Origin of the sequence: Thiocystis minor (genome assembly GCF_016653465.1) — a bacterium.
GTDB classification, from domain to species: Bacteria; Pseudomonadota; Gammaproteobacteria; order Chromatiales; family Chromatiaceae; genus Chromatium; species Chromatium minus.
The window spans coordinates 17,013-42,672 of the sequence record NZ_NHSQ01000049.1 but is presented as its reverse complement, the minus strand read 5'-3'; the positions used below and the strand labels follow the sequence as shown (position 1 = coordinate 42,672).

The 25,660-nt window shown below is 60.8% G+C and carries 19 protein-coding genes and 5 tRNA genes; 23 read left to right on the top strand and 1 reads right to left on the bottom strand.

Annotated features, from left to right (window positions below):
* Position 1 precedes the first annotated feature (1 nt).
* The 6 genes from ispE to CCR95_RS05090 all read left to right on the top strand — a co-directional run bounded on the left by ispE (position 2) and on the right by CCR95_RS05090 (position 5,375).
* The gene (ispE, locus tag CCR95_RS05115) at positions 2 to 892 is read left to right on the top strand and encodes a 4-(cytidine 5'-diphospho)-2-C-methyl-D-erythritol kinase (protein ID WP_201092457.1); all 891 of its coding nucleotides are present in this window, start codon (positions 2 to 4) and stop codon (positions 890 to 892) included.
* A 69-nt stretch (positions 893 to 961) separates the two neighbouring features.
* A tRNA-Gln gene (locus CCR95_RS05110) sits at positions 962 to 1,036 on the top strand.
* Between the two features lie 41 nt (positions 1,037 to 1,077).
* Positions 1,078 to 2,031: a ribose-phosphate diphosphokinase gene (locus tag CCR95_RS05105; RefSeq protein ID WP_338115352.1), complete on the top strand. Its 954-nt coding sequence runs from the start codon at positions 1,078 to 1,080 to the stop codon at positions 2,029 to 2,031.
* A 179-nt stretch (positions 2,032 to 2,210) separates the two neighbouring features.
* Entirely contained in the window at positions 2,211 to 2,819 is a 609-nt protein-coding gene (locus CCR95_RS05100) for a 50S ribosomal protein L25/general stress protein Ctc (protein WP_201092455.1), read from the top strand.
* Positions 2,820 to 2,919: 100 nt separating this feature from the next.
* Positions 2,920 to 3,504 carry an aminoacyl-tRNA hydrolase gene (pth, locus tag CCR95_RS05095; RefSeq protein WP_201092453.1) on the top strand — a complete coding sequence of 195 codons (585 nt, stop codon included), beginning with the start codon at positions 2,920 to 2,922 and terminating at the stop codon, positions 3,502 to 3,504.
* 317 nt (positions 3,505 to 3,821) lie between these two features.
* On the top strand, positions 3,822 to 5,375 hold the full coding sequence (locus CCR95_RS05090) for an OmpP1/FadL family transporter (RefSeq protein WP_242523067.1): 1,554 nt from the start codon (positions 3,822 to 3,824) through the stop codon (positions 5,373 to 5,375).
* A gap of 86 nt (positions 5,376 to 5,461) precedes the next feature.
* On the opposite strand, the gene CCR95_RS05085 is transcribed toward CCR95_RS05090, so the two are convergent.
* On the bottom strand, positions 5,462 to 6,799 hold the full coding sequence (locus CCR95_RS05085; RefSeq protein ID WP_201092451.1) for a UDP-glucose dehydrogenase family protein: 1,338 nt from the start codon (positions 6,797 to 6,799) through the stop codon (positions 5,462 to 5,464).
* 168 nt (positions 6,800 to 6,967) lie between these two features.
* Between CCR95_RS05085 and CCR95_RS05080 the strand changes: the two genes are divergently transcribed.
* The 17 genes from CCR95_RS05080 to tuf (CCR95_RS05000) form a co-directional block, all read left to right on the top strand.
* Positions 6,968 to 7,052 (top strand) — tRNA-Tyr (locus CCR95_RS05080).
* Between the two features lie 117 nt (positions 7,053 to 7,169).
* Positions 7,170 to 7,243, top strand: a tRNA-Gly gene (locus tag CCR95_RS05075).
* 63 nt (positions 7,244 to 7,306) lie between these two features.
* Positions 7,307 to 7,382: transfer RNA gene (locus CCR95_RS05070), tRNA-Thr, on the top strand.
* Between the two features lie 67 nt (positions 7,383 to 7,449).
* On the top strand, positions 7,450 to 8,640 hold the full coding sequence (gene tuf, locus CCR95_RS05065; RefSeq protein ID WP_201092449.1) for an elongation factor Tu: 1,191 nt from the start codon (positions 7,450 to 7,452) through the stop codon (positions 8,638 to 8,640).
* A 64-nt stretch (positions 8,641 to 8,704) separates the two neighbouring features.
* Positions 8,705 to 8,780: transfer RNA gene (locus tag CCR95_RS05060), tRNA-Trp, on the top strand.
* Between the two features lie 32 nt (positions 8,781 to 8,812).
* Positions 8,813 to 9,190, top strand: a complete 378-nt coding sequence (secE, locus tag CCR95_RS05055) for a preprotein translocase subunit SecE (protein WP_201092448.1) — start codon at positions 8,813 to 8,815, stop codon at positions 9,188 to 9,190.
* 2 nt (positions 9,191 to 9,192) lie between these two features.
* Positions 9,193 to 9,726 carry a transcription termination/antitermination protein NusG gene (nusG, locus tag CCR95_RS05050; RefSeq protein WP_014780385.1) on the top strand — a complete coding sequence of 178 codons (534 nt, stop codon included), beginning with the start codon at positions 9,193 to 9,195 and terminating at the stop codon, positions 9,724 to 9,726.
* A gap of 171 nt (positions 9,727 to 9,897) precedes the next feature.
* On the top strand, positions 9,898 to 10,332 hold the full coding sequence (gene rplK / locus CCR95_RS05045; protein WP_014780386.1) for a 50S ribosomal protein L11: 435 nt from the start codon (positions 9,898 to 9,900) through the stop codon (positions 10,330 to 10,332).
* A complete protein-coding gene (gene rplA, locus CCR95_RS05040; protein ID WP_201092447.1) occupies positions 10,332 to 11,024 on the top strand; it encodes a 50S ribosomal protein L1 in 693 nt (230 codons plus the stop codon). The genes rplK and rplA overlap by 1 nt, the downstream gene beginning before the upstream one ends.
* 276 nt (positions 11,025 to 11,300) lie before the next feature.
* Entirely contained in the window at positions 11,301 to 11,828 is a 528-nt protein-coding gene (gene rplJ / locus CCR95_RS05035; protein ID WP_201092446.1) for a 50S ribosomal protein L10, read from the top strand.
* A gap of 60 nt (positions 11,829 to 11,888) precedes the next feature.
* Positions 11,889 to 12,266: a 50S ribosomal protein L7/L12 gene (rplL, locus tag CCR95_RS05030; RefSeq protein WP_201092444.1), complete on the top strand. Its 378-nt coding sequence runs from the start codon at positions 11,889 to 11,891 to the stop codon at positions 12,264 to 12,266.
* A gap of 231 nt (positions 12,267 to 12,497) precedes the next feature.
* A complete protein-coding gene (gene rpoB / locus CCR95_RS05025; protein ID WP_201092442.1) occupies positions 12,498 to 16,670 on the top strand; it encodes a DNA-directed RNA polymerase subunit beta in 4,173 nt (1,390 codons plus the stop codon).
* A 118-nt stretch (positions 16,671 to 16,788) separates the two neighbouring features.
* Positions 16,789 to 21,321 (top strand): DNA-directed RNA polymerase subunit beta', encoded by a 4,533-nt coding sequence (gene rpoC, locus CCR95_RS05020; protein WP_201092441.1) that lies wholly within the window; start codon positions 16,789 to 16,791, stop codon positions 21,319 to 21,321.
* A gap of 265 nt (positions 21,322 to 21,586) precedes the next feature.
* Positions 21,587 to 21,961, top strand: coding sequence for a 30S ribosomal protein S12 (gene rpsL / locus CCR95_RS05015; RefSeq protein ID WP_201092440.1), 375 nt, complete (start codon positions 21,587 to 21,589; stop codon positions 21,959 to 21,961).
* Positions 21,962 to 22,025: 64 nt separating this feature from the next.
* A complete protein-coding gene (gene rpsG / locus CCR95_RS05010; RefSeq protein WP_201092439.1) occupies positions 22,026 to 22,496 on the top strand; it encodes a 30S ribosomal protein S7 in 471 nt (156 codons plus the stop codon).
* 44 nt (positions 22,497 to 22,540) lie between these two features.
* Positions 22,541 to 24,637 carry an elongation factor G gene (gene fusA, locus CCR95_RS05005; RefSeq protein ID WP_201092506.1) on the top strand — a complete coding sequence of 699 codons (2,097 nt, stop codon included), beginning with the start codon at positions 22,541 to 22,543 and terminating at the stop codon, positions 24,635 to 24,637.
* A gap of 19 nt (positions 24,638 to 24,656) precedes the next feature.
* A partial coding sequence (gene tuf / locus CCR95_RS05000; RefSeq protein ID WP_201092433.1) for an elongation factor Tu occupies positions 24,657 to 25,660 on the top strand: 1,004 nt, incomplete at its 3' end.

Sequence of the window (25,660 nt, the reverse complement as noted above, 5' to 3'; positions counted from 1 at the left end):
GATGATATCGCCAGTCGCGTCGCAGGCGCACGTTGCCGACAGGGATGCCGACGCCGCCTGGCCTGCGCCGGCCAAACTCAACCTGATGCTGCGCGTTGTCGGGCGGCGCGAGGATGGCTACCATGAATTGCAGACGGTCTTTCAGTTCATCGACCGCTGCGACCGCCTCTGGTTCGATGTCCGCGAGGATGGCCGGATCAGGCGTCTGAATGAAGTCGCGGGGGTCGCCGAACAGGATGATCTGACCGTTCGCGCAGCGCTTGCCCTGCGGCGCGCGACCGGCTGCACGCTTGGCGCCGACATTCGCTGCGAAAAAAATCTGCCGATGGGAGGGGGGCTTGGCGGCGGCAGTTCCGATGCTGCGACCACGCTGGTGGCGCTCAATCGACTCTGGGACACCGGGCTCGACGAGGATGCGCTGTCCGCGCTCGCCCTGCCGCTCGGCGCCGATGTCCCAGTGTTCGTGCGCGGACGGGCCGCCTGGGCCGAGGGTGTGGGTGAGCGTCTGATCCCGGTCGAGCTACCGCAAACCTGGTTTCTGGTTCTGGCGCCCGCGTGCTTCGTCTCGACCCGGTCGGTTTTTTCGCATCCGCAATTGACACGGAATTCCGATCCAATCAAACTAGCCGACTTCCTGAACGGGGATATCGTCAACGATTGCCTGCCGGTCGTGCGTCGCGAATACCCGCCCGTTGCCGCCGCGCTCGAATGGCTGTCGGCTTGGGGCGATAGTCGTCTGACAGGCACCGGGGGTTGCGTCTTCGCCTCTTTTGACGATCGGGCGGGCGCGGTCGCTGCCTGCCAACAATCCCCCGCCGGGATGAGCGGATTCGTGGCTCAAGGGCTGAATCGCTCGCCATTGCTCGTTCGGGCGGATCGAGAATCAGGTTAAAGTCCAGTCTCGTTCACGCAAGGACACCTGATGTTCGACATCGCATTCATTGAAACGACAGTCGCTTTTTGGGGCGTAGCCAAGCGGTAAGGCACCGGGTTTTGATCCCGGCATCCCCAGGTTCGAATCCTGGCGCCCCAGCCAACTTCCGACTCCCTCGCGAGCGCGCAGACAGGAAAACGCCCGTGCCTGCCAGCCAATTGATGGTCTTCTCCGGAAACGCCAACCCGGAACTGTCGGTCGAGATCGCCGGCCATTTGAGTCTGCCGCTCGGCAAGGCCGTCGTCGGTCAGTTCAGCGACGGCGAGGTCATGGCGGAGCTCCAGGAAAACGTGCGTGGCCGCGATGTCTTCGTGGTCCAGCCGACCTGTGCCCCGACCAACGACAATCTGATGGAACTCCTGGTGATGATCGATGCCCTGCGCTGGGCCTCGGCGAAGCGCATTACGGCCGTGATCCCTTATTTCGGCTATGCCCGACAGGATCGGCGTCCGCGCTCCGCTCGCGTCCCCATCACCGCTAGGCTGGTCGCGAAGATGATCGGCCAGTCGGGTGCCGACCGGGTGTTGACCGTCGATCTGCACGCCGATCAGATCCAGGGTTTTTTCGATATCCCGGTCGATAACGTCTACGCCTCGCCGATCCTGCTGGGGGATGCCTGGCGTCAGAAATACGACGATCTGATGGTGGTCTCGCCCGACGTGGGTGGCGTGGTGCGTGCCCGCGCGCTCGCCAAGCGGCTCGACGACGCGGATCTGGCCATCATCGACAAGCGCCGTCCGCGCGCCAACGAGGCCAAGGTGATGAACATCATCGGCGACGTGCGCGGGCGTTCCTGCGTCTTGATCGATGACCTGGTCGACACCGCCGGAACCCTCTGCCGGGCCGCCGAGGCGCTCAAGGACAGCGGCGCGCGCATGGTCACGGCCTATTGCACCCATCCGGTACTGTCGGGGCCCGCGATCGAGAATATTGCGTCATCGCAACTCGACGAATTGGTGGTGACCAACACGATTCCGCTGCGCCCGGAGGCAAAGGCCTGCGGCAAGATCCGTCAGTTAAGCATCGGCGAACTGCTGGCCGAAACCATGCGGCGGGTCTCGAACGAGGAATCGGTCAGCTCGCTATTCATCGATTAACCCGCGTCTCGCCGAGCGCCGCGTGATATCGCACGCGGCGCTCCGTGCGCGGTTTGCATCAAGACCTGGCGGGGCGCAGCGACCTTTTGCCAGCACATACCCGCGTCTGGCGGGTAGAACGCTGGGATCCTGGTCGCGGGATCCCGGCGTCTTTCATTCAACGAAACTGGAGAACGCCAATGAGCGTGAATTTTGACGTCATCGCGCAACCCCGCGCACTGTCAGGAAAGGGTGCGAGCCGCCGCCTGCGTCGCACGGGGCTGGTGCCCGCCATCGTCTATGGCGCCCACCTGGAGCCGGAAATGATTTCGGTCTCGCACAACGAACTGCTCAAGCATCTGGAGCACGAGGCATTTTATTCGCATGTGCTCGATCTCAAGATCGGGGACGTGGCCTCGAAAGTCGTCCTGAAGGACATGCAGCGCCATCCCGCGAAGCCCTTTATTTTGCATGTGGATTTCATGCGCGTCTCCCAGGACGAGAAGCTGCGGATGATGGTGCCGATCCATTTCATCAACGAGGAAAAGAGCAAGGGCGTCAAGATCGGCGGTCAGGCGTCCCACAAGATCACCGAAGTGGAGGTAATCTGTCTGCCGAAGGATCTGCCTGAATTCATCGCCGTCGATCTGCTGGAGATGGAAATCGGCGACATCGTCCATCTGTCCGAGCTTCAAATGCCCGGCGGCGTTGTGCTGGCCCATCAGCCTGATCCGGACGAGCCCGTGGTGGTCATCCATGGCGCCCGTGGCGGCGGCGACGAGGCCGAAGGCGAGGATGCGACGGCGTAAACCGCGCCCGACAAGGTATGCAGCGTTTGGGCAATGACTCGTTCTTACCCAAACGCGGCAAATGACGATACTCAAGTCAAGCCACTCTGGACGCGGTTCAATGAGCGATGCGGGTATCCGCCTGATTGTCGGTCTGGGAAACCCTGGGGCGCAATACGAGGCGACGCGCCACAACGTCGGGTTCTGGTTCGTCGATGCCATCGCCAATGCTAGTCGCGAACCCTTTCGCGTCGAGCCAAAATTTTTCGGCGAGCTTTGCCGAATCTCTCTCGGTGGGCGCGACCTGCGCCTGCTCAAACCCGCTACCTATATGAATCGCAGTGGCCAGTCGGTCGCGGCGGTGGCGCGCTATTTCGATCTCTCTCCCGAACAGATTCTCGTGGCGCACGATGAACTCGATCTGCCAGTTGGCTCCGTGCGTCTGAAGCAGGGCGGCGGGCATGCCGGCCATAATGGCCTGCGTGATACCATTGCCGTGTTGGGGACGCGCGATTTTTGGCGTTTGCGGATTGGCATTGCGCATCCGGGCGACCGAACGCTCGTCACGGGTTATGTGCTGGGCCGACCCTCGCGCGAGGATGGCGAAGGTATCTTCAATGCTCTGACCGATGCCGAGCATGTTCTGGTCGATCTTGCCGAGGCCAGGTTTCAACTGGCCATGAATCGCTTGCATCGTCAACGCTAAACTGTTTCTAGCATGACATGGGCTGTTTTCGAGTGAGTGAGTTCGGTCAGAACTCGAGAAACTGATACAGTGACAGCCATCTGCTTTACGAAACCAGGATGCCGTTCCTGGTGCCGATTAAAATTAAAAAAATCAAATTCTTAAGCCGCATTTGCTAGGCTTGGCGGCTCCCTCTTCAGGCAAGAGCGATCGCTCTCTCAGCGCGACGCATTCCATAACAACATGGGTGTTTTTCGCCGCAAAACCGGCTTGTCCGAATATAGTTTTGCGTGCCTACGTTGCATTTTTTTGCAACAAGATCCATGATAAATGTCGCTATGAAGACCTATAAAACTCGGACATTCAGATCCGTCAGCGCCTTTAGGGGGAGTATCTTTGGTATGAATACAACAATAAAAACAGTTAGGCGTTCGCTTGTCGTTGCTCTGGTCGCCACTGGCGTCTTTCCGACTTCGGCATCGGCAACAAACGGTTTTTTCTCGCATGGTTGGGGGACGAATTCCAAGGCGATGGCGGGAGTTGCAACGGCTTTGCCGCAGGACACGTTGGTGTCTGCGACGAACCCAGCGGGAATGGCGTTTATCGGCAATCGTTTCGATGTGGGCGTCGCCTTTTTCAGTCCATCGCCGCGTGGTTACGAAGCCAATAACGACTTTGCGACTCAGTCGGTCCAGACGCCTGGCGGCAGCGTCAACATGCCGGCCGGTGCCTTCGTCACACCAGGCGATTACGAAAGCCGGCTCGACTGGTTTTTGATCCCAAGCTTTGGCTATAACTACGTGCTCGATGACCGGAGCACCATTGGTTTCAGTCTCTTCGCCAACGGCGGGATGAATACCAAATACAATGACCGCCCGCCCTTCGAGAACTTCGCGGTGTTTCCGAATCAGCGCGTGGGTCCCTATCCGGATGGCAGCATCGGGCCCTATTTCGACTTCTCCTCCGGGCAGCCGATGCCGGTGACGGCTGAAGTCCCGGGAACCGTGAACGGCAATCCGAACGGTGTCTTCACCGCAACGACGCCGACGGGCATCAACCTCGAGCAACTCTTTATCGAGATTCCCTATACCTACAGGCTCGACGGTGGAAAGCAATCAGTCGGCATTGCCCCCGTCCTTGCCGTTCAGCGCTTCGAGGCGACTGGGTTGGAGCCCTTTATGCAATTGTCGGTCAGGCCGGATAAGGTGACCAATAACGGCATGGATTGGAGCTATGGCATGGGTCTGCACTTTGGCTGGTTCGGCCAAATCAACGATCAGCTTGCGCTCGGAGCGTCTTATCGTACCAAAGTGTGGATGTCGAAGTTCGATGACTATGCCGGCCTCTTCGCCGATGGCGGGTCATTCGATATTCCCGCCATGTTCAACCTGGGGGTTGCTTTCAAGGTCCAGCCGAATCTGACGCTGGCTTTCGATTATCAACATATCTTTTACGACGAGAACCACGCGATCGCGAATTCCAATGACGCGGATCTGACAGCCTGTCAGGTCGCGGGTCCAAAACCATCCTACTGTCTTGGGGCCGAGAGTGGCGTTGGTTTCGGTTGGGAAAGCATGGATGTTCTCAAGCTGGGTCTGAAATACGACCCCATCGAGCAGCTGAGCCTGATGGCGGGCGTCAGCTACAATACCGATTTCCTCAAGACGGATCGGCAGGGTCTATTCAATATCCTGGCACCGGCCACGATCCGCTGGCATCTGACGCTGGGTGCGGCCTATCAGGCGACGAAGACCGACGAATTCGCAATTTCCTTTGCCTATATGCCGAAGGAGACCTTCGATGGAACCAGTCCGTCGCTGACCCAGGTACAGACCGGAAGTCTCTACATGGAGCAGATGGAAATCGGCGTTGGTTGGAGTCACCGTTTCTGAGTAGACGATATCTGTGGTCGAATGCCGATCGATTCGGGCATCTCATCGGAATGCGAGGAGCGCATTCCGATGGGCCGTGGTTCAGCTCATGCTGGTATGAGCGGCAAACGTCCGATGGACACATAGGTCAGACCTGCGGCAGTCGCGAGTCGGCCATCCAGGATGTTGCGTCCGTCGAACAGAGCTGGCGATTTCAGGCGCTCCTTGATCAGGGCGAAATCGGGGCTGCGAAACTGCGACCATTCGGTCACGATGGCGAGTGCGTCGGCGCCATCCAGCGCGGAGACCGCGTCCGGGGCGAGCAGGAGATCGGCGCGTTCGCCATAGAGCCGCCGGGTCTCTTCCATGGCGACCGGGTCGAATGCCTGGACCCTAGCGCCCGCGGCCCACAGCGACTCCATCAGTACCCGGCTGGATGCCTCCCGCATGTCGTCCGTGTTGGGTTTGAAGGCAAGCCCCCAGAGCGTGATCGCGCGGCCTTTCAGGTCGCCGCCGAAATAGTCGCTGATTTTTTTGAACAGCAGTTCTTTCTGGCGAAAATTCACCGCTTCGACCGCATGCAGCAGCTGGGGGTCGTAGCCCAGGCCGCGCGCGGTTTGTTCCAAGGCACGCACATCCTTCGGAAAACAGGATCCGCCATAACCGCATCCAGGGTAGATAAACTGGTAGCCGATCCGCGGGTCGGAACCAATGCCGATGCGGACCTTTTCGATATCCGCGCCGACGGCCTCGGCGATATTGGACAATTCGTTCATGAAGCTGATCTTGGTCGCCAGCATAGCGTTGGCGGCATATTTGGTGAATTCCGCCGAGCGGATATCCATGGTCATCAGGCGATCATGGTTGCGATTGAAGGGGGCGTAGAGCGCCCGCAACAGCTCGGCGGTGCGAGGGTTGTCGGTGCCGACGATAATTCGGTCCGGGCGCATGAAATCCTCGATGGCCGCGCCTTCCTTCAGAAATTCCGGGTTGGAAACGACATCGAATTCGACCGATAGCCCGCGGGCTGCCTGAGCCTCCCGGACGGCCGCGGCGACCTTGTCGGCGGTCCCGACCGGCACCGTCGATTTATCGACCAGGATGCGATACGTCTCCATGTGCTGACCGATCGCGCGGGCGACGGAGAGGACGTACTGGAGGTCGGCGGATCCGTCTTCGTCGGGTGGCGTGCCGACGGCAATAAACTGAAATAGACCATGTTTCACGCCGGCCTCAGCGTCGGTGGAGAAGTGCATCCGCCCGGCATCGCGATTGTTTTTGATCAACTCCTCGAGGCCGGGCTCGTGGATCGGGACGCCCCCGCTATTGAGCAGATCGATTTTTTTAGGGTCGATGTCAATGCACAAAACGTTGTTGCCGACCTCGGCGAGACAAGCCCCGGTAACGAGGCCGACATAGCCGCTGCCAAAAATCGTGACGTCCATCTTTATGGTTCTCCCGAGCGTAGCCAAAGAAATGGGTAGTGACCAGAAATGGTATCAGCTTGCCATGATGCTTGTGGGGTTTGGAGCGCACGGCTTGCGAATTCAGTCGGCGTGAGATTTTCTAGTTGACGCAGGGCCGGTCTTCTCTCTATACTGCGCCGCTTATTTGGAGGGGTTCCCGAGCGGTCAAAGGGATCAGACTGTAAATCTGACGGCTCAGCCTTCGGAGGTTCGAATCCTCCCCCCTCCACCAATATTCGGGTCTTTAAAGACCGCTCAAGCGGATGAGCAGGCTTCGGTCGATGTTTCGGCGCCGGGGTATTCTGTCCATGAAGTCGATGCGGAAAAGCCGTTCCGATTGGCGCGCCCCGCGGGTGTAGTTCAACGGTAGAACCTCAGCCTTCCAAGCTGATGGTGTGGGTTCGATTCCCATCACCCGCTCCAAAATTTGGTGGTAAACGCCGTTGTTGTCAGTCAATGCGTCGTTTTCGTTAATTTAGAGTATTTGCCCATGTAGCTCAGTTGGTAGAGCACACCCTTGGTAAGGGTGAGGTCATCGGTTCGACTCCGATCATGGGCTCCAGATTCCAAAAGCCGTTTGCGTGCCGTTAGGCGCGTCTTGTCGATTTGAACCATGCGGGGAGCCGTTCATGTCCAAAGAAAAATTCCAACGTAGCAAGCCCCACGTCAACGTCGGCACGATTGGCCACGTCGACCATGGCAAGACCACGCTGACGGCGGCGATCACCACCCACCAGTCGAAGAAATTCGGCGGCGAGGCGCGCGCCTACGATCAGATCGACAACGCCCCTGAGGAGCGCGCGCGCGGCATCACCATCGCCACCGCCCATGTCGAATACGAGACGACCAAGCGTCACTACGCCCACGTCGACTGCCCCGGGCATGCCGACTACGTCAAGAACATGATCACCGGCGCGGCGCAGATGGACGGCGCCATCCTGGTCGTCTCGGCGGCCGACGGCCCGATGCCCCAGACCCGCGAGCACATCCTGCTCTCGCGTCAGGTTGGCGTGCCCTACATCGTCGTCTACCTCAACAAGGCCGACATGCTCGACGACCCCGAGCTGCTCGAACTCGTCGAGATGGAAGTGCGCGAACTGCTCGCCAAATACGACTTCCCCGGCGACGACACCCCGATCGTCACCGGCTCGGCCAAGCTCGCCCTCGAAGGCGTCGACAGCGAGATCGGCACCCAGTCGATCGACCGTCTCATGGATGCCATCGACAGCTACATTCCCGAGCCCGAGCGGGCCGTCGACGGCGCCTTCCTGATGCCCATCGAAGACGTCTTCTCCATCTCCGGGCGCGGCACCGTGGTGACCGGGCGCATCGAGCGCGGTATCGTCAAGGTCGGCGAGGAAGTCGAAATCGTCGGCATCAAGGACACCGTCAAGACCACCTGCACCGGCGTCGAGATGTTCCGCAAGCTGCTCGACCAGGGCCAGGCCGGGGACAACGTCGGCGTGCTGCTGCGCGGCACCAAGCGCGAAGACGTCGAGCGCGGCCAGGTGCTGGCCAAGCCCAAGTCGATTCACCCGCACACCCACTTCGAAGCCGAAGTCTACGTGCTGAGCAAAGACGAAGGCGGGCGTCACACCCCCTTCTTCAACGGCTACCGGCCGCAGTTCTACTTCCGCACCACCGACGTCACCGGCGCCTGCGAACTGCCCGAGGGGATCGAGATGGTCATGCCCGGCGACAACGTCAAGATGACCATCAAGCTGATCGCCCCGATCGCCATGGAAGAAGGCTTGCGCTTCGCGGTGCGCGAGGGCGGGCGCACGGTCGGTGCCGGCGTCGTCGCGAAGATTATCGAGTAAATGAAGTGACTGCATTCGCGTCGACTCGTGGTATTCTGAGTCTGCGCATCGTAGTTTTCGATTTAGGCCAGTAGCTCAATTGGCAGAGCGGCGGTCTCCAAAACCGCAGGTTGGGGGTTCGATTCCCTCCTGGCCTGCCATATAACCCATCGCTTAGGCGACAGGCGATTCCATGAACTCACATGCTGAGACCCGTGGCGCCAGCTTGGATACGATCAAGCTGGCCGTCGCTGCATTTTTGCTGGCCGTCGGCATCTTTGCCTTCTACTATTTTTCCGGTTTGTCCTCGCTGCTCCGGGTCATCGGTTTGCTGATCGTTGGCGGAGTTGCGGCGGCTATTGCGCTTCAGACGGGGCCCGGGCGTTTGCTCTGGCAGTTTGTCGGCGACGCCCGGATGGAAGTCCGCAAAGTCGTTTGGCCTTCGCGACAGGAAACGCTGCAAACGACCTTGGTCGTGATCGCCATGGTCTTTATCGTTGGCATCGTGCTCTGGCTGTTCGACATGGTGCTGATGTCGATTCTCCGCTTTCTGACTGGCCAGGTGGGTTGACGATGTCCAAGCGTTGGTACGTCATCCACGCCTATTCCGGCTTTGAAGGGCAAGTCAAGCGTTCGCTTGAAGCCGCCATCGCCAGGGCTGGGCTTGAGGATCTTTTCGGCATGATCCTGGTGCCAACGGAAGAAGTTGTCGAGATGCGCGGTGGCCAGCAGCGGAAGAGCGAGCGTAAGTTTTTCCCTGGTTACGTGCTGGTCAACATGGAGATGACCGACGAGACCTGGCACTTGGTCAAAAGCGTGCCTAAGGTGATGGGTTTCATTGGCGGTACCGGTGATCGGCCAGCGCCTGTGCCGGACTCCCAGGCCGAAGTCATTTTGCAGCGCCTCCAGGAAGGCGGGGAGAAGCCGCGTCCAAAGGTGCTGTATGAGCCGGGCGAGGTCGTGCGGGTCACGGATGGTCCATTCACGGATTTCAATGGCGTGGTTGAGGATGTCGACTATGACAAGAGCCGAGTCAAGGTGTCTGTCCTGATCTTCGGCCGATCCACTCCAGTCGATCTCGAATTCGCTCAAGTCGAAAAAGGTTGAGCGAGCAAATTTCCCTGCATTGCACAACTTGCGGTGAACAACTCAGCAGTTATCAAATCAGTCGCCGACTCCCCTTCCGGATCGGTTTCCTTACTCAGTCCCCGTTAGTGGGGGTATGCATGGGGAGCCAGAATTTCGATTTCTGGCGCTTGTACCCATTGGAGAGCAATCATGGCAAAGAAAATCAATGCCTATATCAAGTTGCAGGTCAAGGCGGGAGAGGCGACTCCGAGTCCTCCCGTCGGTCCCGCGCTTGGTCAGCACGGCGTCAATATCATGGAGTTCTGCAAGACGTTCAATGCGCGCACGCAGGACATGGAAAAGGGGATGCCGACTCCGGTTGTCATCACCGTCTATTCGGACCGCAGCTTTACCTTTATCACCAAGACGCCTCCGGCGTCCATTCTGCTGAAGAAAGCGCTTGGCCTTCCCAAGGGAAGCCCGAATCCGAATACCAATAAGATTGGCACGGTGACGCGCGAGCAATTGGAACAGATTGCAACCTTGAAGATGCCCGATCTGACGGCGGCCGATATGGACGCCGCGGTCCGGACCATCGCCGGGAGTGCCCGCGCCATGGGTCTCGATGTTGAGGGGGTGAACTGATGACTCGTTTATCGAAGCGCGTGCGCGCGATCCATGAGCGCGTGGAGCGCAGCAAGCTCTACGCCGCGGAAGAGGCCTTTACCCTCCTGAAAGAACTTTCCACGGTCAAGTTCGCCGAAAGTATCGACGTGGCGGTCAATCTCGGCGTTGATCCGCGTAAGTCGGACCAAGTCGTGCGTGGCTCCACGGTCCTGCCGCACGGCATTGGCAAAACCGTCCGGGTCGCGGTCTTCGCGCAGGGCGCGGCCGCCACCGCAGCGACCGAAGCTGGCGCGGACCGGGTTGGCTTCGATGACCTCGCCGAGGAGATCAAGGCCGGCCAGATGGATTTCGATGTGGTCATTGCCTCGCCGGACGCGATGCGTCTGGTCGGTCAGCTTGGCAAGATCCTGGGGCCGCGCGGACTGATGCCGAATCCGAAGGTCGGCACCGTGACGCCGGACGTGGCCGAGGCCGTGCGCAATGCCAAGGCGGGTCAGGTGCGTTATCGCACCGACAAAGCCGGCATCATTCACTGCCCGCTGGGTCGCATTGGGTTTGAACCCGTCAAGCTCCGGGAGAATCTGGAGGCGTTGCTGGTCAACCTCATGAAGGCAAAGCCCAGCAGTTCCAAAGGCATTTACATGCGCAAGGTCACGGTCTCCAGCACCATGGGGCCTGGTCTGACGGTCGATCATTCCAGTTTGATTTAAAGAGACGCGCCAGGCGCTTGCGCGCCGGACGCGTCGAGTTTCTTTGAGGTCTCGGCAATCGCTGGAGGCCGTCAAAGACCGCAGGTGTCCCAACGGCCATCAGGGATTGGGCCGGCGGGGCTTAATGGTTTCGACGCCTGCGCAGACGGTGCTCCCGAATCGGCGGTCTTTGCTGATGACGGCGCACGTTTTTGGCGTTTCAGCGCGGCGCGGGATGCGCTGTCCTGGAATGCCACTCGGCCTCGGCCGGGCTACCAACCGTAAAGGGTGACGACAGTGGCGCTGAATTTTGCGCAAAAAGAAGCAATCGTCGCCGAAGTCGCGCACGTCGCGAAGAGTGCCTATTCGGCCATCGGAGCCGAATATCGGGGTTTGACCGTGGAACAACTAACCAAGCTGCGCGTGGAAGCACGCAAGGCCGGCGTCTATATTCGCGTTGTCAAGAATACCCTGGCCCAGCGCGCGCTGGAAGACACGGATTTTGCCTGCATGCGAGAGGGGCTCACGGGCCCGCTGATCCTCGCATTTTCGCAGACCGATCCGGGTTCGGCGGCGCGTGTCCTGGAGGCGTTTGCAAAGGATCATGACAAATTCAAGGTGCGACTCATCGCCCTTGGCGGCAAGTTGCTCGATCCCTCGGAGATTGGCAATCTTGCCAAGATGCCGACCTACGATCAGGCGATCAGTCTGCTGATGTCCGTCATGAAGGCTCCCGTGCAAAAGCTCGCCGCGACCATCAACGAGGTGCCGGGCAAACTGGTCCGCACCATCGCCGCGATTCGCGATGCCAAAGAGGCCGCCTAAGCCGCGTCCTCGCTCGACCCGCAACCCGATTAACCGTATTCAGATTTTCAGGAGAAACCCATGGCCGTTTCGAAAGACGAGATTCTCGAAGCGATTGGCAACATGACCGTGCTTGAGGTCGTCGACCTCATCAGCGCGATGGAAGAAAAGTTTGGCGTGACCGCCGCCGTCGCCGTCGCCGCCGCTGCACCTGGTGCTGGCGGTCCGGCTGCTGAAGTTGAGGAACAGACCGAGTTCGATGTCATCCTCTCTTCGTTCGGCGCCAACAAGGTTGCCGTCATCAAAGTTGTGCGCGCGCTGACCGGCTTGGGCCTGAAGGAAGCGAAGGACGCCGTCGAAGGCGCACCGACGACCCTTAAGGAAGCCGTCTCCAAGGCCGAGGCCGAAGACGCCAAGAAGCAGCTTGAAGAGGCTGGTGCCACTGTCGACATCAAGTAACGGCGCATTGCGTCGTCACTTTTCCGGCAAAGCGATGAGGCTGGCGGCGACGAACCGCCGGCCTTTTCCCGTTGGGTCCAGACGCCCCGGCGGCTTTTCATTGCTCGGTTCCGATGCCGGGCCCGGCGCTGACCGCGCCATTGTTTTGATGCTCGTTCCTTGCTGTCAGCAACCCGCAGCAACGTCCACGCCCCGTCAGGGATCCAAGCAAGCACCTCGAGGGAAGGCATAATGGCCTATTCGTTCACCGAAAAAAAGCGCATCCGCAAAGACTTCGGCAAGCGTCCCAGCATTCTGGGCGTGCCGTTCCTTCTGGCCACGCAGATCGATTCCTATCGCGAGTTTCTGCAAGCCAATTCCTCGGTGAAGGACCGTCGGGATGTCGGGCTGCACGCGGCGTTCAAGTCGGTCTTTCCGATCGAGAGCTATTCTGGATATGCCGTCCTTGAGTATGTGAAGTATCGTCTCGGCGATCCGGTCTTCGACGAGCGCGAGTGTCACCTGCGCGGCGCGACCTTTGCGGCGCCGCTGCGTGTTCTGCTGCGCCTCGTGATTTACGATAAGGATGCCCCGTCCGGCTCCAGGGTGGTCAAGGACATCCGCGAGCAGGAAGTTTACATGGGCGAATTGCCGCTCATGACCGAGACCGGTACCTTCATCATCAACGGCACCGAGCGCGTCATCGTCTCGCAGTTGCACCGTTCGCCGGGCGTCTTTTTCGACCACGACAAGGGCAAGACCCACTCCTCGGGCAAGCTGCTGTTCTCGGCCCGCGTGATTCCCTACCGCGGCTCCTGGCTCGATTTCGAGTTCGATCCCAAGGACAATGTCTTCGTGCGCATCGACCGTCGCCGCAAGCTGCCGGCGACTGTCCTGCTGCGCGCGCTCGGCTATGGCGTCGAAGATATCCTGTCACGCTTTTTCGAGACCGATACCTTCCGCATCCAGGGCCGCGACGTGACCCTGGATCTGGTGCCCGAGCGTCTGCGCGGCGAGACGGTCGGCTTCGATGTCAAGATCGGCGAGGAGATTCTGGTGGAGGCCGGGCGTCGCGTGACGGCGCGCCACATCCGCGACCTTCAGAAGTCCGGGGTCGAGCGTCTGGAGGTGCCTGCGGACTTCATGGTCGGGCGGATTCTGGCCTACGCCCAGATCGATACCGAGACCGGCGAGGTGCTGGCCGAGGCTAATTCCGCAGTGACGCCGGAGTTGTTGGAGACGCTGTTGCAGAAGGGCACCGAGACCCTCGAAACGCTGTTCGTCAACGATCTCGATCAGGGGCCTTATCTGTCGGAAACCCTGCGCATCGATCCCACCACCAGCGATCTGGAGGCGCAGGTCGAAATCTATCGGATGATGCGCCCCGGCGAGCCGCCCACCAAGGAAGCCGCGCAGAATCTCTTTCATAACCTGTTCTTTACCCCGGATCGCTACGATCTCTCCGCCGTCGGGCGGATGAAGTTCAATCGCCGGCTCGGACGTGCGTCGGAAAACGGGCCGGGCGTGATCTACGACGGCCGCTATTTCAAGGGCCGCAACGACGAGTTTTCCAAGAAGCTCGTCGCCGAGCATGGCGAGACCTCGGATATCATCGAGGCGCTGAAGGTGCTGGTCGATCTGCGCAACGGACGCGGCACGGTGGACGATATCGATCACCTGGGCAACCGCCGCATTCGCTGCGTCGGCGAGATGGCCGAGAATCAGTTCCGCGTCGGTCTGGTGCGAGTGGAACGCGCCGTGAAGGAGCGTCTGTCGCTCGCCGAATCCGAGGGCCTGATGCCCCAGGAACTGATCAATGCCAAGCCGGTGTCGGCGGCGATCAAGGAGTTCTTCGGCTCCAGCCAGCTCTCGCAGTTCATGGACCAGAACAATCCGCTGTCCGAGGTCACGCACAAGCGCCGTGTTTCGGCACTCGGCCCAGGCGGTCTGGCGCGCGAGCGTGCCGGCTTCGAGGTGCGCGACGTGCATCCGACCCATTACGGCCGGGTTTGTCCGATCGAGACGCCGGAAGGCCCGAATATCGGTCTGATCAATTCGCTGGCCGTCTATGCGCGGACCAATTCCTACGGCTTTCTCGAAACCCCTTACATCAAGGTCGAGGCCGGTCGGGTCACGAAGGAAATCCATTATCTCTCCGCGATCGAGGAGGGTAATTTCGTCATCGCCCAGGCCAATGCGACGCTGGACGACGACGGGCGGCTCACGGATGCGTTGGTTTCCTGCCGACATGCCAACGAGTTTGCAATGCGGGCGCCGGAGGAAGTCCAGTACATGGACGTCTCGCCGCGCCAGATCGTTTCGGTGGCGGCTTCGCTGATTCCCTTCCTGGAGCACGACGACGCCAATCGGGCACTGATGGGCTCGAACATGCAGCGTCAGGCGGTGCCGACGCTGCGGGTCGAAAAGCCGCTGGTCGGCACCGGGATGGAGCGCGTGGTGGCGAAGGACTCGGGCGTCTGCGTGGTGGCGCGCCGGGGCGGCGTCATCGAGTCGGTGGACGCCGCGCGCATCGTGGTGCGGGTCAATGATGACGAGGCCGTTCCTGGTGTGCCGGGCGTCGACATCTATAACCTGACCAAGTACACCCGCTCGAATCAGAACACCTGTATCAATCAGCATCCGCTGGTCAAGCCGGGCAATATCGTGGCGCGCGACGACGTGCTGGCCGACGGGCCGTCCACCGACATGGGCGAGTTGGCGCTGGGGCAGAATCTGCGCATCGCCTTCATGCCCTGGAACGGCTACAACTTCGAGGATTCCATCCTCATCTCCGAGCGCGTGGTGCAGGAAGACCGCTTTACCAGCATCCACATCGAGGAGTTGTCCTGTCTGGCCCGCGACACCAAGTTGGGGCCGGAAGAGATCACCGGCGATATCCCTAACGTGGGCGAATCTGCGCTGTCCAAGCTCGACGAGTCCGGCATTGTCTACGTCGGCGCCGAGGTGCGCGATGGCGACATTCTGGTCGGCAAGGTCACGCCCAAGGGCGAGACGCAGTTGACGCCGGAAGAGAAGCTGCTTCGCGCGATCTTCGGCGAAAAGGCATCCGACGTGAAGGACACCTCGCTGCGCCTGCCGTCCGGCATGAACGGCACGGTCGTCGACGTGCAGGTCTTCACCCGCGACGGGGTCGAGAAGGACAAGCGCGCGCACCAGATCGAGGAACTGGAACTGGATCGCGTGCGCAAGGATTTCGCGGATCAGCAGCGCATCATGGAAAACGATACCTTTCAGCGCGTGGAAAAGATGCTGGTCGGCAAGGTCGCTGACGGTGGGCCGGGAAGTCTCAAGCCCGGTTCCAAGATCACCAAGACCTATCTCCATGGGTTGCTGGAGAGGGGGTCGCGCGATCAGTGGTTCGAGATCCGCATGCAGGAGGAGGAGATCGCCGTCCAGCTCGAAGCGATCGCGTCCCAGGTCAAACAGCAGCGGGACGAATTCCGCGAGCGTTACGAGGTCAAAAAACGTAAGGTCGCGAGCGGCGACGATCTGGCGCCCGGCGTGCTCAAAATGGTCAAGGTCTATGTGGCCCTGAAGCGCCGCATTCAGCCTGGCGACAAGATGGCCGGCCGTCACGGCAACAAGGGCGTCATTTCCAAGGTGGTGCCGGTGGAGGACATGCCCTTCTCGGCCGATGGCATTCCGGTGGACATCGTGCTCAACCCGCTGGGCGTGCCCTCGCGTATGAATGTCGGACAGGTGCTGGAAACCCATCTGGGTTGGGCGGCCAACGGTCTGGGCGTCAAGATCGGGCGGATGCTGCAGGCGCAGAGCGCGGTGGCCGAATTGCGCGACTTCCTGGACAAGGTCTATAACCGCAGCGGCAAGTCCGAGGATCTCGCGAGTTTCTCGGATGACGAGATTCTGGAACTGGCGCGTAATCTGACCCGCGGCGTGCCCATGGCTACGCCGGTGTTCGATGGCGCGACCGAGGAGGAGATCCACGCGATGCTCCAACTCGCCGATCGCGACAATTCCGCGCTGGGAATTCCGAGCGGTCAGACCATCCTCTTCGATGGCCGCACCGGGGACCAGTTCGAGCGTCCGGTGACCGTCGGCTATATGTACATCATCAAGCTCAACCATCTGGTCGACGACAAGATGCACGCCCGTTCCACCGGCCCCTACAGTCTGGTCACCCAACAACCGTTGGGCGGCAAGGCGCAGTTCGGCGGTCAGCGATTCGGCGAGATGGAAGTCTGGGCGCTGGAAGCCTATGGCGCGGCTTACACGCTGCAGGAGATGCTCACGGTGAAATCCGACGACGTCAACGGTCGCACCAAGATGTACAAGAACATCGTGGATGGGGACCATCGCATGGAGGCCGGCATGCCGGAGTCCTTCAACGTGCTCGTCAAGGAGATTCGCTCGCTCGCCATCAATATCGAGCTTCAACAGGATTGACGAAGAGGTTGCATCGGTCGCGGTCAAAGATGGGTTCGCTGCGCCCTTCGGTTTTGGCCGGGGCCGGTTCTACCCCTCCCGCGCCGCCGCCAGTTATTCCAGGTAGGAGATAAAGGTCTTGAAAGATCTGCTTAAAATCATCAAACAACAGGGTCAGGCTCTCGAATTCGACGCGATCAAGATCGGACTCGCCTCCCCCGAGATGATCCGTTCCTGGTCCTTCGGCGAGGTCAAGAAGCCCGAAACCATCAACTATCGCACCTTCAAGCCGGAGCGCGACGGGCTGTTCTGCGCCAAAATCTTCGGCCCCATCACCGACTACGAGTGCATCTGCGGCAAGTACAAGCGGCTCAAGCATCGCGGCGTGGTGTGCGAGAAGTGCGGCGTCGAGGTGACCCTGGCCAAGGTGCGCCGCGAACGCATGGGCCATGTCGACCTGGCCAGCCCGGTCGCGCACATCTGGTTCCTGAAGTCGCTGCCCTCGCGCATCGGACTGTTGCTCGACATGACCCTGCGCGATATCGAGCGCATCCTCTATTTCGAGTCCTTCGTCGTCATCGATCCGGGCCTGGTTCAGGAATTGGAGCGGGGTCAGCTGCTCAATGACGAGCAGTATCTGGAGACACTGGAGGCTAATGGCGACGAGTTCGACGCCCGCATGGGCGCCGAGGCGGTCTACGAACTGCTGCGCACCATCGACATGGCCGCCGAGATCCGGCGCATGCGCGAGGAAATTCAGAGCACCAACTCCGAGACCAAGATCAAAAAGCTCGCCAAGCGGCTCAAGCTCATGGAGTCGCTGCTCGTTTCGGGCAATCGTCCGGAATGGATGATCCTGACCGTGCTGCCGGTGCTGCCGCCGGAGTTGCGTCCGCTGGTGCCGCTCGACGGCGGGCGCTTCGCAACCTCCGATCTCAACGATCTCTATCGGCGCGTGATCAACCGCAACAACCGTCTCAAGCGGCTGTTGGATCTGGTCGCGCCCGACATCATCGTGCGTAACGAAAAGCGCATGCTCCAGGAATCGGTCGACGCCCTGCTCGACAACGGGCGGCGCGGACGCGCCATCACGGGCACCAACAAACGCCCGCTCAAGTCGCTCGCCGATATGATCAAAGGCAAGCAGGGCCGTTTCCGTCAGAACCTGCTCGGCAAGCGCGTGGACTACTCGGGCCGTTCGGTCATCGTGGTCGGTCCGACGCTCATGCTGCACCAGTGCGGTCTGCCCAAGCGGATGGCGCTCGAACTTTTCAAGCCATTCATCTTCAGCAAGCTGCAATTGCGCGGTCTGGCGACCACCATCAAGGCCGCCAAAAAGATGGTCGAGCGCGGCACGCCGGAAGTCTGGGACATCCTGGAGGAGGTCATCCGCGAACATCCAGTGATGCTCAACCGTGCCCCGACCCTGCACCGTCTCGGCATCCAGGCGTTCGAGCCGGTGTTGATCGAGGGCAAGGCGATCCAGTTGCATCCACTGGTCTGTACCGCCTTCAACGCCGACTTCGACGGCGACCAGATGGCCGTCCATGTCCCGCTGTCGCTGGAGGCGCAGCTCGAAGCGCGCGCGCTCATGATGGCCTCCAACAATATCCTCTCGCCGGCCAACGGCGAGCCCATCATCGTGCCCTCGCAGGACGTGGTGCTGGGCCTCTATTACATGACCCGCGAACGGGTGAATGCGAAAGGAGAGGGCAGCGTTTTCTCCGACATCGACGAGGCGCGCCGGGCCTACGAGACCGGACATGCCGAGCTTCACGCGCGCTGCAAGGTGCGCATCCGCGAAGTCATCAAGGGCAAGGATGGCGAACTGCGCGAGGTGATCGGTATCAAGGACACGACGCTTGGACGCGCGCTGGTGTTCGCCATCGTGCCCGATGGTCTGCCGTTCGATCTGGTCGACCGCGCCATGGGCAAGAAGCAGATCTCGCTGCTGATCAACATGTGCTACCGCCGCCTCGGTCTCAAGGAGACCGTGGTTTTCGCCGACCAGATCATGTATCTCGGGTTCCGCATGGCCACGCGCTCCGGGGTGTCGATCGGTCTGGATGACATGGAAGTGCCGCGCGACGAGCACGATCCCAGGATGGACAAGGGCGCGCTGCTGGCGGGGGCCGAGGCCGAGGTGCAGGAGATCCAGCAGCAGTATGCCTCGGGTCTGGTCACCAACGGCGAGCGCTATAACAAGGTGGTCGACATTTGGTCGCGCACCAACGATCAGGTGGCCAAGGCCATGATGAGCAAGCTCGGCAGCGAGTCCGCCGAGTCCAGCCCGGTGTTCGAGGCGCAGCGTCTGGTCGCCGAATATCGCCAGGGGATCTACAGCGCGATCAACGAGTCGGATCGTCCGGCGACGCGCGAGCTTTTCAATGTCTGGCAGACCCGTCTGAAAGAGGCGGGAGAGCAGCTTGGACGGGGCGAGATGGACGTCGCGGCCTTCCAGGACTTGGCCGTGTCGCTGCTGGAGGAATATCGTCCCGAGGTGGCGAAGATCGTCGGACTCGATCAGATCAAGGGGCATGGGCTGAGAGAGCGGGTGATCGGCGGCTTCGGCGAGACCCGCAAGCGGGTGGCCGAGCGACGCAAGCAGGACTCCTTCAATTCGATCTATATGATGGCCAATTCCGGCGCGCGCGGTTCCGCGCAGCAGATTCGTCAGCTTGCCGGGATGCGCGGTCTGATGGCCAAGCCGGACGGCTCCATCATCGAGACGCCGATCACCGCGAACTTCCGCGAGGGTCTGAACGTCATCCAATACTTCATCTCGACGCACGGCGCGCGCAAGGGACTGGCCGATACCGCGCTGAAGACCGCCAACTCGGGGTATCTGACCCGGCGTCTGGTCGACGTGGCGCAGGACATGGTGGTGCTGGAGGAAGACTGCGGGACCGAGCAGGGACTGCTGATGACGCCCATCATTGAGGGCGGCGACGTGGTCGAGCCCTTGCGCGAGCGGATCCTCGGGCGTGTCTGCGCGGTGGATGTCTACCTGCCGGGGACCGACGAACTGGTCTGCAAGGCCGGGACGCTGCTTGACGAGGCATGGGTCGAGCGTTTCGATGAAATCGGGATCGATCAGCTTCGCGTGCGTTCGCCGATTCGTTGCGAGGCGCGGCTTGGCGTTTGCGCGCAATGCTACGGCCGCGATCTGGCGCGCGGTCATCGCGTCAACATGGGCGAGGCGGTCGGCGTCATTGCCGCGCAGTCCATCGGCGAGCCAGGCACCCAGCTCACCATGCGGACCTTCCATATCGGTGGCGCCGCCTCGCGGGCGGCGGCTGTCAACAGCATTGACATCAAGAACAGCGGCTCGGTGCGGCTGCACAACATCAAAACGGTGCAGCATCACTCGGGCAACAATCTGGTGGCGGTCTCGCGCTCCGGCGAGTTGACCGTGGTCGACGAGCGCGGCATGGAGAAGGAGCGCTACAAGGTTCCCTATGGCGCGACCCTGCGCGTCGCCGATGGCGATACGGTTAAGCCGGGCGATGTGGTCGCCAGTTGGGATCCGCATACCCATCCGGTGGTGACCGAGGTTGCGGGCAAGCTGGAGTTCGAGGACTTCATCGATGGCGTCACTGTGCAGAGCCAGGTCGACGATGTCACGGGTCTGGCCTCGCTGGCGGTGATCGATCCCAAGCAGCGTCCAGCCGCGGGTAAGGATCTGCGGCCGATGGTGAAGCTGCTCGACGAGGACGGCAACGAACTCAACATTGTGGGGACCGACCTGCCGGCGCGCTATGCGCTGTCCTCGGGCGCGATCGTCAGCGTCGCCAATGGCGCCAATGTCGGCGTCGGCGACATCCTGGCGCGGATTCCGCAGGAGTCCAGTAAGACCCGCGACATCACCGGCGGTCTGCCGCGGGTGGCGGATCTGTTCGAGGCACGCAAACCCAAGGAAGCGGCCCTGCTGGCGGAGGCGAGCGGAACCATCGGTTTCGGCAAGGACACCAAGGGCAAGCAGCGTTTGATCATCACGCGCGACGATGGCGAAACGGTCGAGGAGCTGATCCCCAAGTGGCGTCATGTCAACGTGTTCGACGGCGAGCGCGTCGAGCGTGGCGAGGTCATCGCCGATGGCGAACTGGCCTCGCACGATATCCTGCGTTTGAAAGGCGTCACGGCGCTGGCCGAGTATCTGGTCAAGGAGATCCAGGACGTGTATCGGTTGCAGGGCGTCAAGATCAACGACAAGCATATTGAGGTCATCGTCCGGCAGATGCTGCGCAAGGTCGAGATCACGGCTCCGGGCGATACCCGGCTGCTGCGCGGCGAACAGGTGGAGCATTCCGTTCTGATGGACGAGAACAAGCGGGTCATGGCCGAGGGCAAGCAGCCCGCGCTCTATGAGCAGTTGCTGCTAGGCATCACCAAGGCATCGCTGGCGACCGAGTCCTTCATCTCCGCCGCCTCCTTCCAGGAGACGACCCGCGTGCTGACCGAGGCATCCGTGCGCGGCTCAACCGACCGGCTCGCTGGGCTCAAGGAAAACGTCATCGTCGGGCGTCTGATTCCCGCCGGCACGGGCCTGTCCCACCATCAGGATCGCCGCCGCAGACGCCAGATGGAATGCCAGGCATCCGCTCCGAGCGACGTTGCGGAAGGTCCGGAAGAGGCGTTGAAGAAAGCGCTCAATACGTCTGAGGCGAGTTAAACGTCAGCAAGAGCAGTCAATGAATCGTAAACGTTGACAGCTCTTGGCTGGCTCCCTATACTGGTCTGTCTTAGCTGGCCGGCTTTGCGCCGGCCAGTCTCATTTTGGTCCGGTTCCTTGGTCTGGGCAAATCCGCCCGGTCCCCGAGTCGATCGATCGCATTTCGTGCGTGAGTGCTGGCGTCCAATATCGCTGGCAAGTTGCCGCGCAGGTGTCGCTTGACTCTCGTGATGATGGCGCGAGGGCGCCGCTGGAGACAGATTGCATGGCAACGATCAACCAACTCGTCCGGAAGCCCCGCAAGCGGAGCGTGACGAAAACGAATGTGCCCGCTCTTGAGGCTTGTCCTCAGCGTCGCGGGGTTTGTACGCGCGTGTATACCACGACCCCGAAAAAGCCGAATTCAGCCTTGCGGAAAGTCGCTCGCGTGCGTCTGACCAACGGGTTTGAAGTGGCGACCTATATCGGCGGCGAAGGCCATAACCTTCAAGAGCATTCGGTGGTTCTGATTCGCGGTGGGCGCGTTAAGGATTTGCCGGGTGTGCGCTATCACACGGTGCGTGGCACTCTGGATACATCCGGGGTCGAGAAACGGCGTCAGGGTCGCTCCAAGTACGGCGCCAAGCGCCCGAAAAAATAGTTGATCGCTCCGCGATCCCCTGAAGCAAGCCAGTTCAACGAATAAGGTCGGAGCCTTAGAGATCATGCCGAGAAGACGCGTAGCCGCCCGTCGCCAAGTCCTTCCAGATCCCAAGCACGGAAGCGAGCTGTTGACCAAGTTCATCAATATGATGATGGAAGATGGAAAGAAATCCGTGGCCGAGCGGATTATTTATCGTGCCCTCGATCAGGTCGTCGAAAAAAAGGGCGGCAAGCCCGTGGAATTGCTTGAGCAGGCCATGGAAAACGTGCGTCCGGCGGTCGAGGTAAAATCCCGGCGCGTGGGTGGCGCGACCTATCAGGTGCCGATCGAGGTCCGCCCGGCGCGCCGCAATTCGCTCGCCATGCGTTGGCTGATCGATGCAGCCCGCAAGCGCTCGGAAAAATCCATGGCGCAGCGGCTGGCTGGCGAGTTGATGGACGCGGCGGATTCTCGTGGTTCTGCGGTCAAGAAAAAGGAAGATACGCACCGTATGGCGGAAGCCAACAAGGCGTTCTCGCATTATCGCTGGTAGCCTCTGGTTCAGCGTTCTTTAGATTCATCAAGGCGGATTCAGTCGTGGCACGTAGCACACCTATCGAGCGGTATCGCAACCTGGGCATCATGGCGCACATTGATGCCGGGAAGACTACTACGACGGAGCGCATCCTGTTCTATACAGGTGTCTCCCATAAGATCGGGGAAGTGCACGATGGCGCGGCGACCATGGATTGGATGGAGCAGGAGCAGGAGCGCGGAATCACCATCACGTCCGCGGCAACGACATGTTTCTGGAAGGGCATGAGCCGCCAGCGTCCCGAGTATCGGATCAATATCATCGATACTCCCGGGCATGTCGACTTCACGATCGAGGTCGAGCGTTCGCTGCGCGTGCTCGATGGTGCTTGCGCGGTGTTCTGCGCGGTCGGCGGTGTCGAGCCCCAGTCCGAGACCGTCTGGCGTCAGGCCGACAAGTATGGTGTTCCGCGTATTGCGTTCGTCAACAAGATGGATCGCATGGGCGCCAATTTCTTTCGCGTTGTGCAGCAGGTGAAGGACCGTCTCGGCGGTAATGCCGTGCCGATTCAGGTGCCGATCGGCGCCGAAGAAGACTTCAAGGGTGTCGTCGACCTGGTGCAGATGAAGGCCGTCTACTGGGACGAGGCCTCGCGCGGCATGGAATACGAGCTGCGGGAAATTCCGGAGGATCTCGTCGAACTCAGCAATGAGTGGCGCGAGGCCATGATCGAGGCCGCGGCCGAAGCGAATGAAGAGCTGATGGAAAAGTACCTGAATGGTCAGCCGTTGACCAACGAGGAAATCCAGGCTGGCCTTCGTGCGCGCACTCTCAGAAGCGAAATCGTTCCCATGATGTGCGGGTCGGCCTTCAAGAACAAGGGCGTGCAAGCGATGCTTGACGCAGCGTTAGACTATATGCCTTCTCCGTTGGATGTTCCGGCAATTCGGGGTATCCTGGACGACCGAGATGAGACCGAAGCCGAGCGCCCGGCCTCCGATGATGCGCCTTTTGCCGCGCTTGCGTTCAAGATCGCCACCGATCCTTTTGTCGGCACCTTGACCTTTTTCCGCGCCTATTCCGGTGTGTTGAAGTCTGGTGACACGCTTTACAACCCAGTAAAGGGTCGCAAGGAGCGGATTGGGCGCATCCTGCAAATGCACGCGAACGAGCGCCATGAAATCAAGGAGGTCCACGCGGGCGACATCGCCGCCGCTGTGGGCCTGAAGGATGTCACCACCGGTGACACCCTGTGCGATCTGAACAACATCATTACGCTGGAGCGGATGGAGTTCCCCGAGCCCGTTATTTCGGTTGCCGTGGAGCCCAAGACCAAGAGCGATCAGGAGAGGATGGGCATTGCCCTCTCGAAGCTGGCCCAGGAAGATCCTTCCTTCCGGGTGCGCACCGACGAGGAATCGGGGCAAACCATCATCTCCGGCATGGGCGAGCTGCATCTTGAAATCATCGTTGATCGTATGCGTCGCGAGTTCAAGGTCGAGGCCAATGTTGGCGCGCCTCAGGTCAGCTATCGCGAGACCATTCGCTCGACGGTCCAGCAGGAAACCAAGTTTGCCCGTCAGTCCGGCGGTCGCGGTCAGTACGGCCATGTCTATATCAAGGTCGAACCGCAGGAAGCGGGCGGTGGCTACGAGTTCGTCAACGCGATCGTTGGCGGAACCGTGCCGAAGGAATATATCCCGGCAGTGGATAAAGGTATCAAGGAGGCCATGACAAACGGCATCCTGGCTGGATTCCCGATCGTGGATATCAAGGTAACGCTCTACGACGGCTCTTATCACGAGGTCGATTCGAGCGAAATGGCTTTTAAAATCGCTGGCTCCATGGCGATCAAGGAAGCCGTGGCCAAGGCGCGGCCCGTGTTGCTGGAACCCATCATGAAGGTCGAGGTCGTGACGCCCGAGATCAACATGGGCGATGTCATGGGTGACCTGAATAGCCGGCGCGGCATGATCCATGGAATGGAAGATGCGCCATCCGGCAAGATCATCCGTGCGGAGGTTCCCCTCTCGGAGATGTTCGGTTATTCGACCGATCTCCGGTCGGCGACCCAGGGTCGCGCGACCTATAGCATGGAGTTCAGCAAATACAACGAGGTGCCCGCCAGCATTGCCGAAGCGGTCTCCAAGAAACAGTAACGATTAAGGGTAGAGCGGGATGTCCAAAGAAAAATTCCAACGTAGCAAGCCCCACGTCAACGTCGGCACGATTGGCCACGTCGACCATGGCAAGACCACGCTGACGGCGGCGATCACCACCCACCAGTCGAAGAAATTCGGCGGCGAGGCGCGCGCCTACGATCAGATCGACAACGCCCCCGAGGAGCGCGCGCGCGGCATCACCATCGCCACCGCCCATGTCGAATACGAGACGACCAAGCGTCACTACGCCCACGTCGACTGCCCCGGGCATGCCGACTACGTCAAGAACATGATCACCGGCGCGGCGCAGATGGACGGCGCCATCCTCGTCGTCTCGGCGGCCGACGGCCCCATGCCCCAGACCCGCGAGCACATCCTGCTCTCGCGTCAGGTCGGCGTGCCCTACATCGTCGTCTACCTCAACAAGGCCGACATGCTCGACGACCCCGAGCTGCTCGAACTCGTCGAGATGGAAGTGCGCGAACTGCTCGCCAAATACGACTTCCCCGGCGACGACACCCCGATCGTCACCGGTTCGGCCAAGCTCGCCCTCGAAGGCGTCGACAGCGAGATCGGCACCCAGTCGATCGACCGCCTCATGGACGCCATCGACAGCTACATCCCCGAGCCCGAGCGGGCCGTCGACGGCGCCTTCCTGATGCCCATCGAAGACGTCTTCTCCATCTCCGGGCGCGGCACCGTGGTGACCGGGCGCATCGAGCGCGGTATCGTCAAGGTCGGCGAGGAAGTCGAAATCGTCGGCATCAAGGACACCGTCAAGACCACCTGCACCGGCGTCGAGATGTTCCGCAAGCTGCTCGACCAGGGCCAGGCCGGGGACAACGTCGGCGTGCTGCTGCGCGGCACCAAGCGCGAAGACGTCGAGCGCGGCCAGGTGCTGGCCAAGCCCAAGTCGATTCACCCGCACACCCACTTCGAAGCCGAAGTCTACGTGCTGAGCAAAGACGAAGGCGGGCGTCACACCCCCTTCTTCAACGGCTACCGGCCGCAGTTCTACTT

Coding starts and splice junctions, on each gene's coding strand:
- ispE (WP_201092457.1), top strand. CDS start 2: ATGATATCGCCAGTCGCGTCGCAGGCGCACGTTGCCGACAGGGATGCC.
- CCR95_RS05100 (WP_201092455.1), top strand. CDS start 2,211: ATGAGCGTGAATTTTGACGTCATCGCGCAACCCCGCGCACTGTCAGGA.
- pth (WP_201092453.1), top strand. CDS start 2,920: ATGAGCGATGCGGGTATCCGCCTGATTGTCGGTCTGGGAAACCCTGGG.
- CCR95_RS05090 (WP_242523067.1), top strand. CDS start 3,822: ATGAAGACCTATAAAACTCGGACATTCAGATCCGTCAGCGCCTTTAGG.
- CCR95_RS05085 (WP_201092451.1), bottom strand. CDS start 6,799: ATGGACGTCACGATTTTTGGCAGCGGCTATGTCGGCCTCGTTACCGGG.
- tuf (WP_201092449.1), top strand. CDS start 7,450: ATGTCCAAAGAAAAATTCCAACGTAGCAAGCCCCACGTCAACGTCGGC.
- secE (WP_201092448.1), top strand. CDS start 8,813: ATGAACTCACATGCTGAGACCCGTGGCGCCAGCTTGGATACGATCAAG.
- nusG (WP_014780385.1), top strand. CDS start 9,193: ATGTCCAAGCGTTGGTACGTCATCCACGCCTATTCCGGCTTTGAAGGG.
- rplK (WP_014780386.1), top strand. CDS start 9,898: ATGGCAAAGAAAATCAATGCCTATATCAAGTTGCAGGTCAAGGCGGGA.
- rplA (WP_201092447.1), top strand. CDS start 10,332: ATGACTCGTTTATCGAAGCGCGTGCGCGCGATCCATGAGCGCGTGGAG.
- rplL (WP_201092444.1), top strand. CDS start 11,889: ATGGCCGTTTCGAAAGACGAGATTCTCGAAGCGATTGGCAACATGACC.
- rpoB (WP_201092442.1), top strand. CDS start 12,498: ATGGCCTATTCGTTCACCGAAAAAAAGCGCATCCGCAAAGACTTCGGC.
- rpsL (WP_201092440.1), top strand. CDS start 21,587: ATGGCAACGATCAACCAACTCGTCCGGAAGCCCCGCAAGCGGAGCGTG.
- rpsG (WP_201092439.1), top strand. CDS start 22,026: ATGCCGAGAAGACGCGTAGCCGCCCGTCGCCAAGTCCTTCCAGATCCC.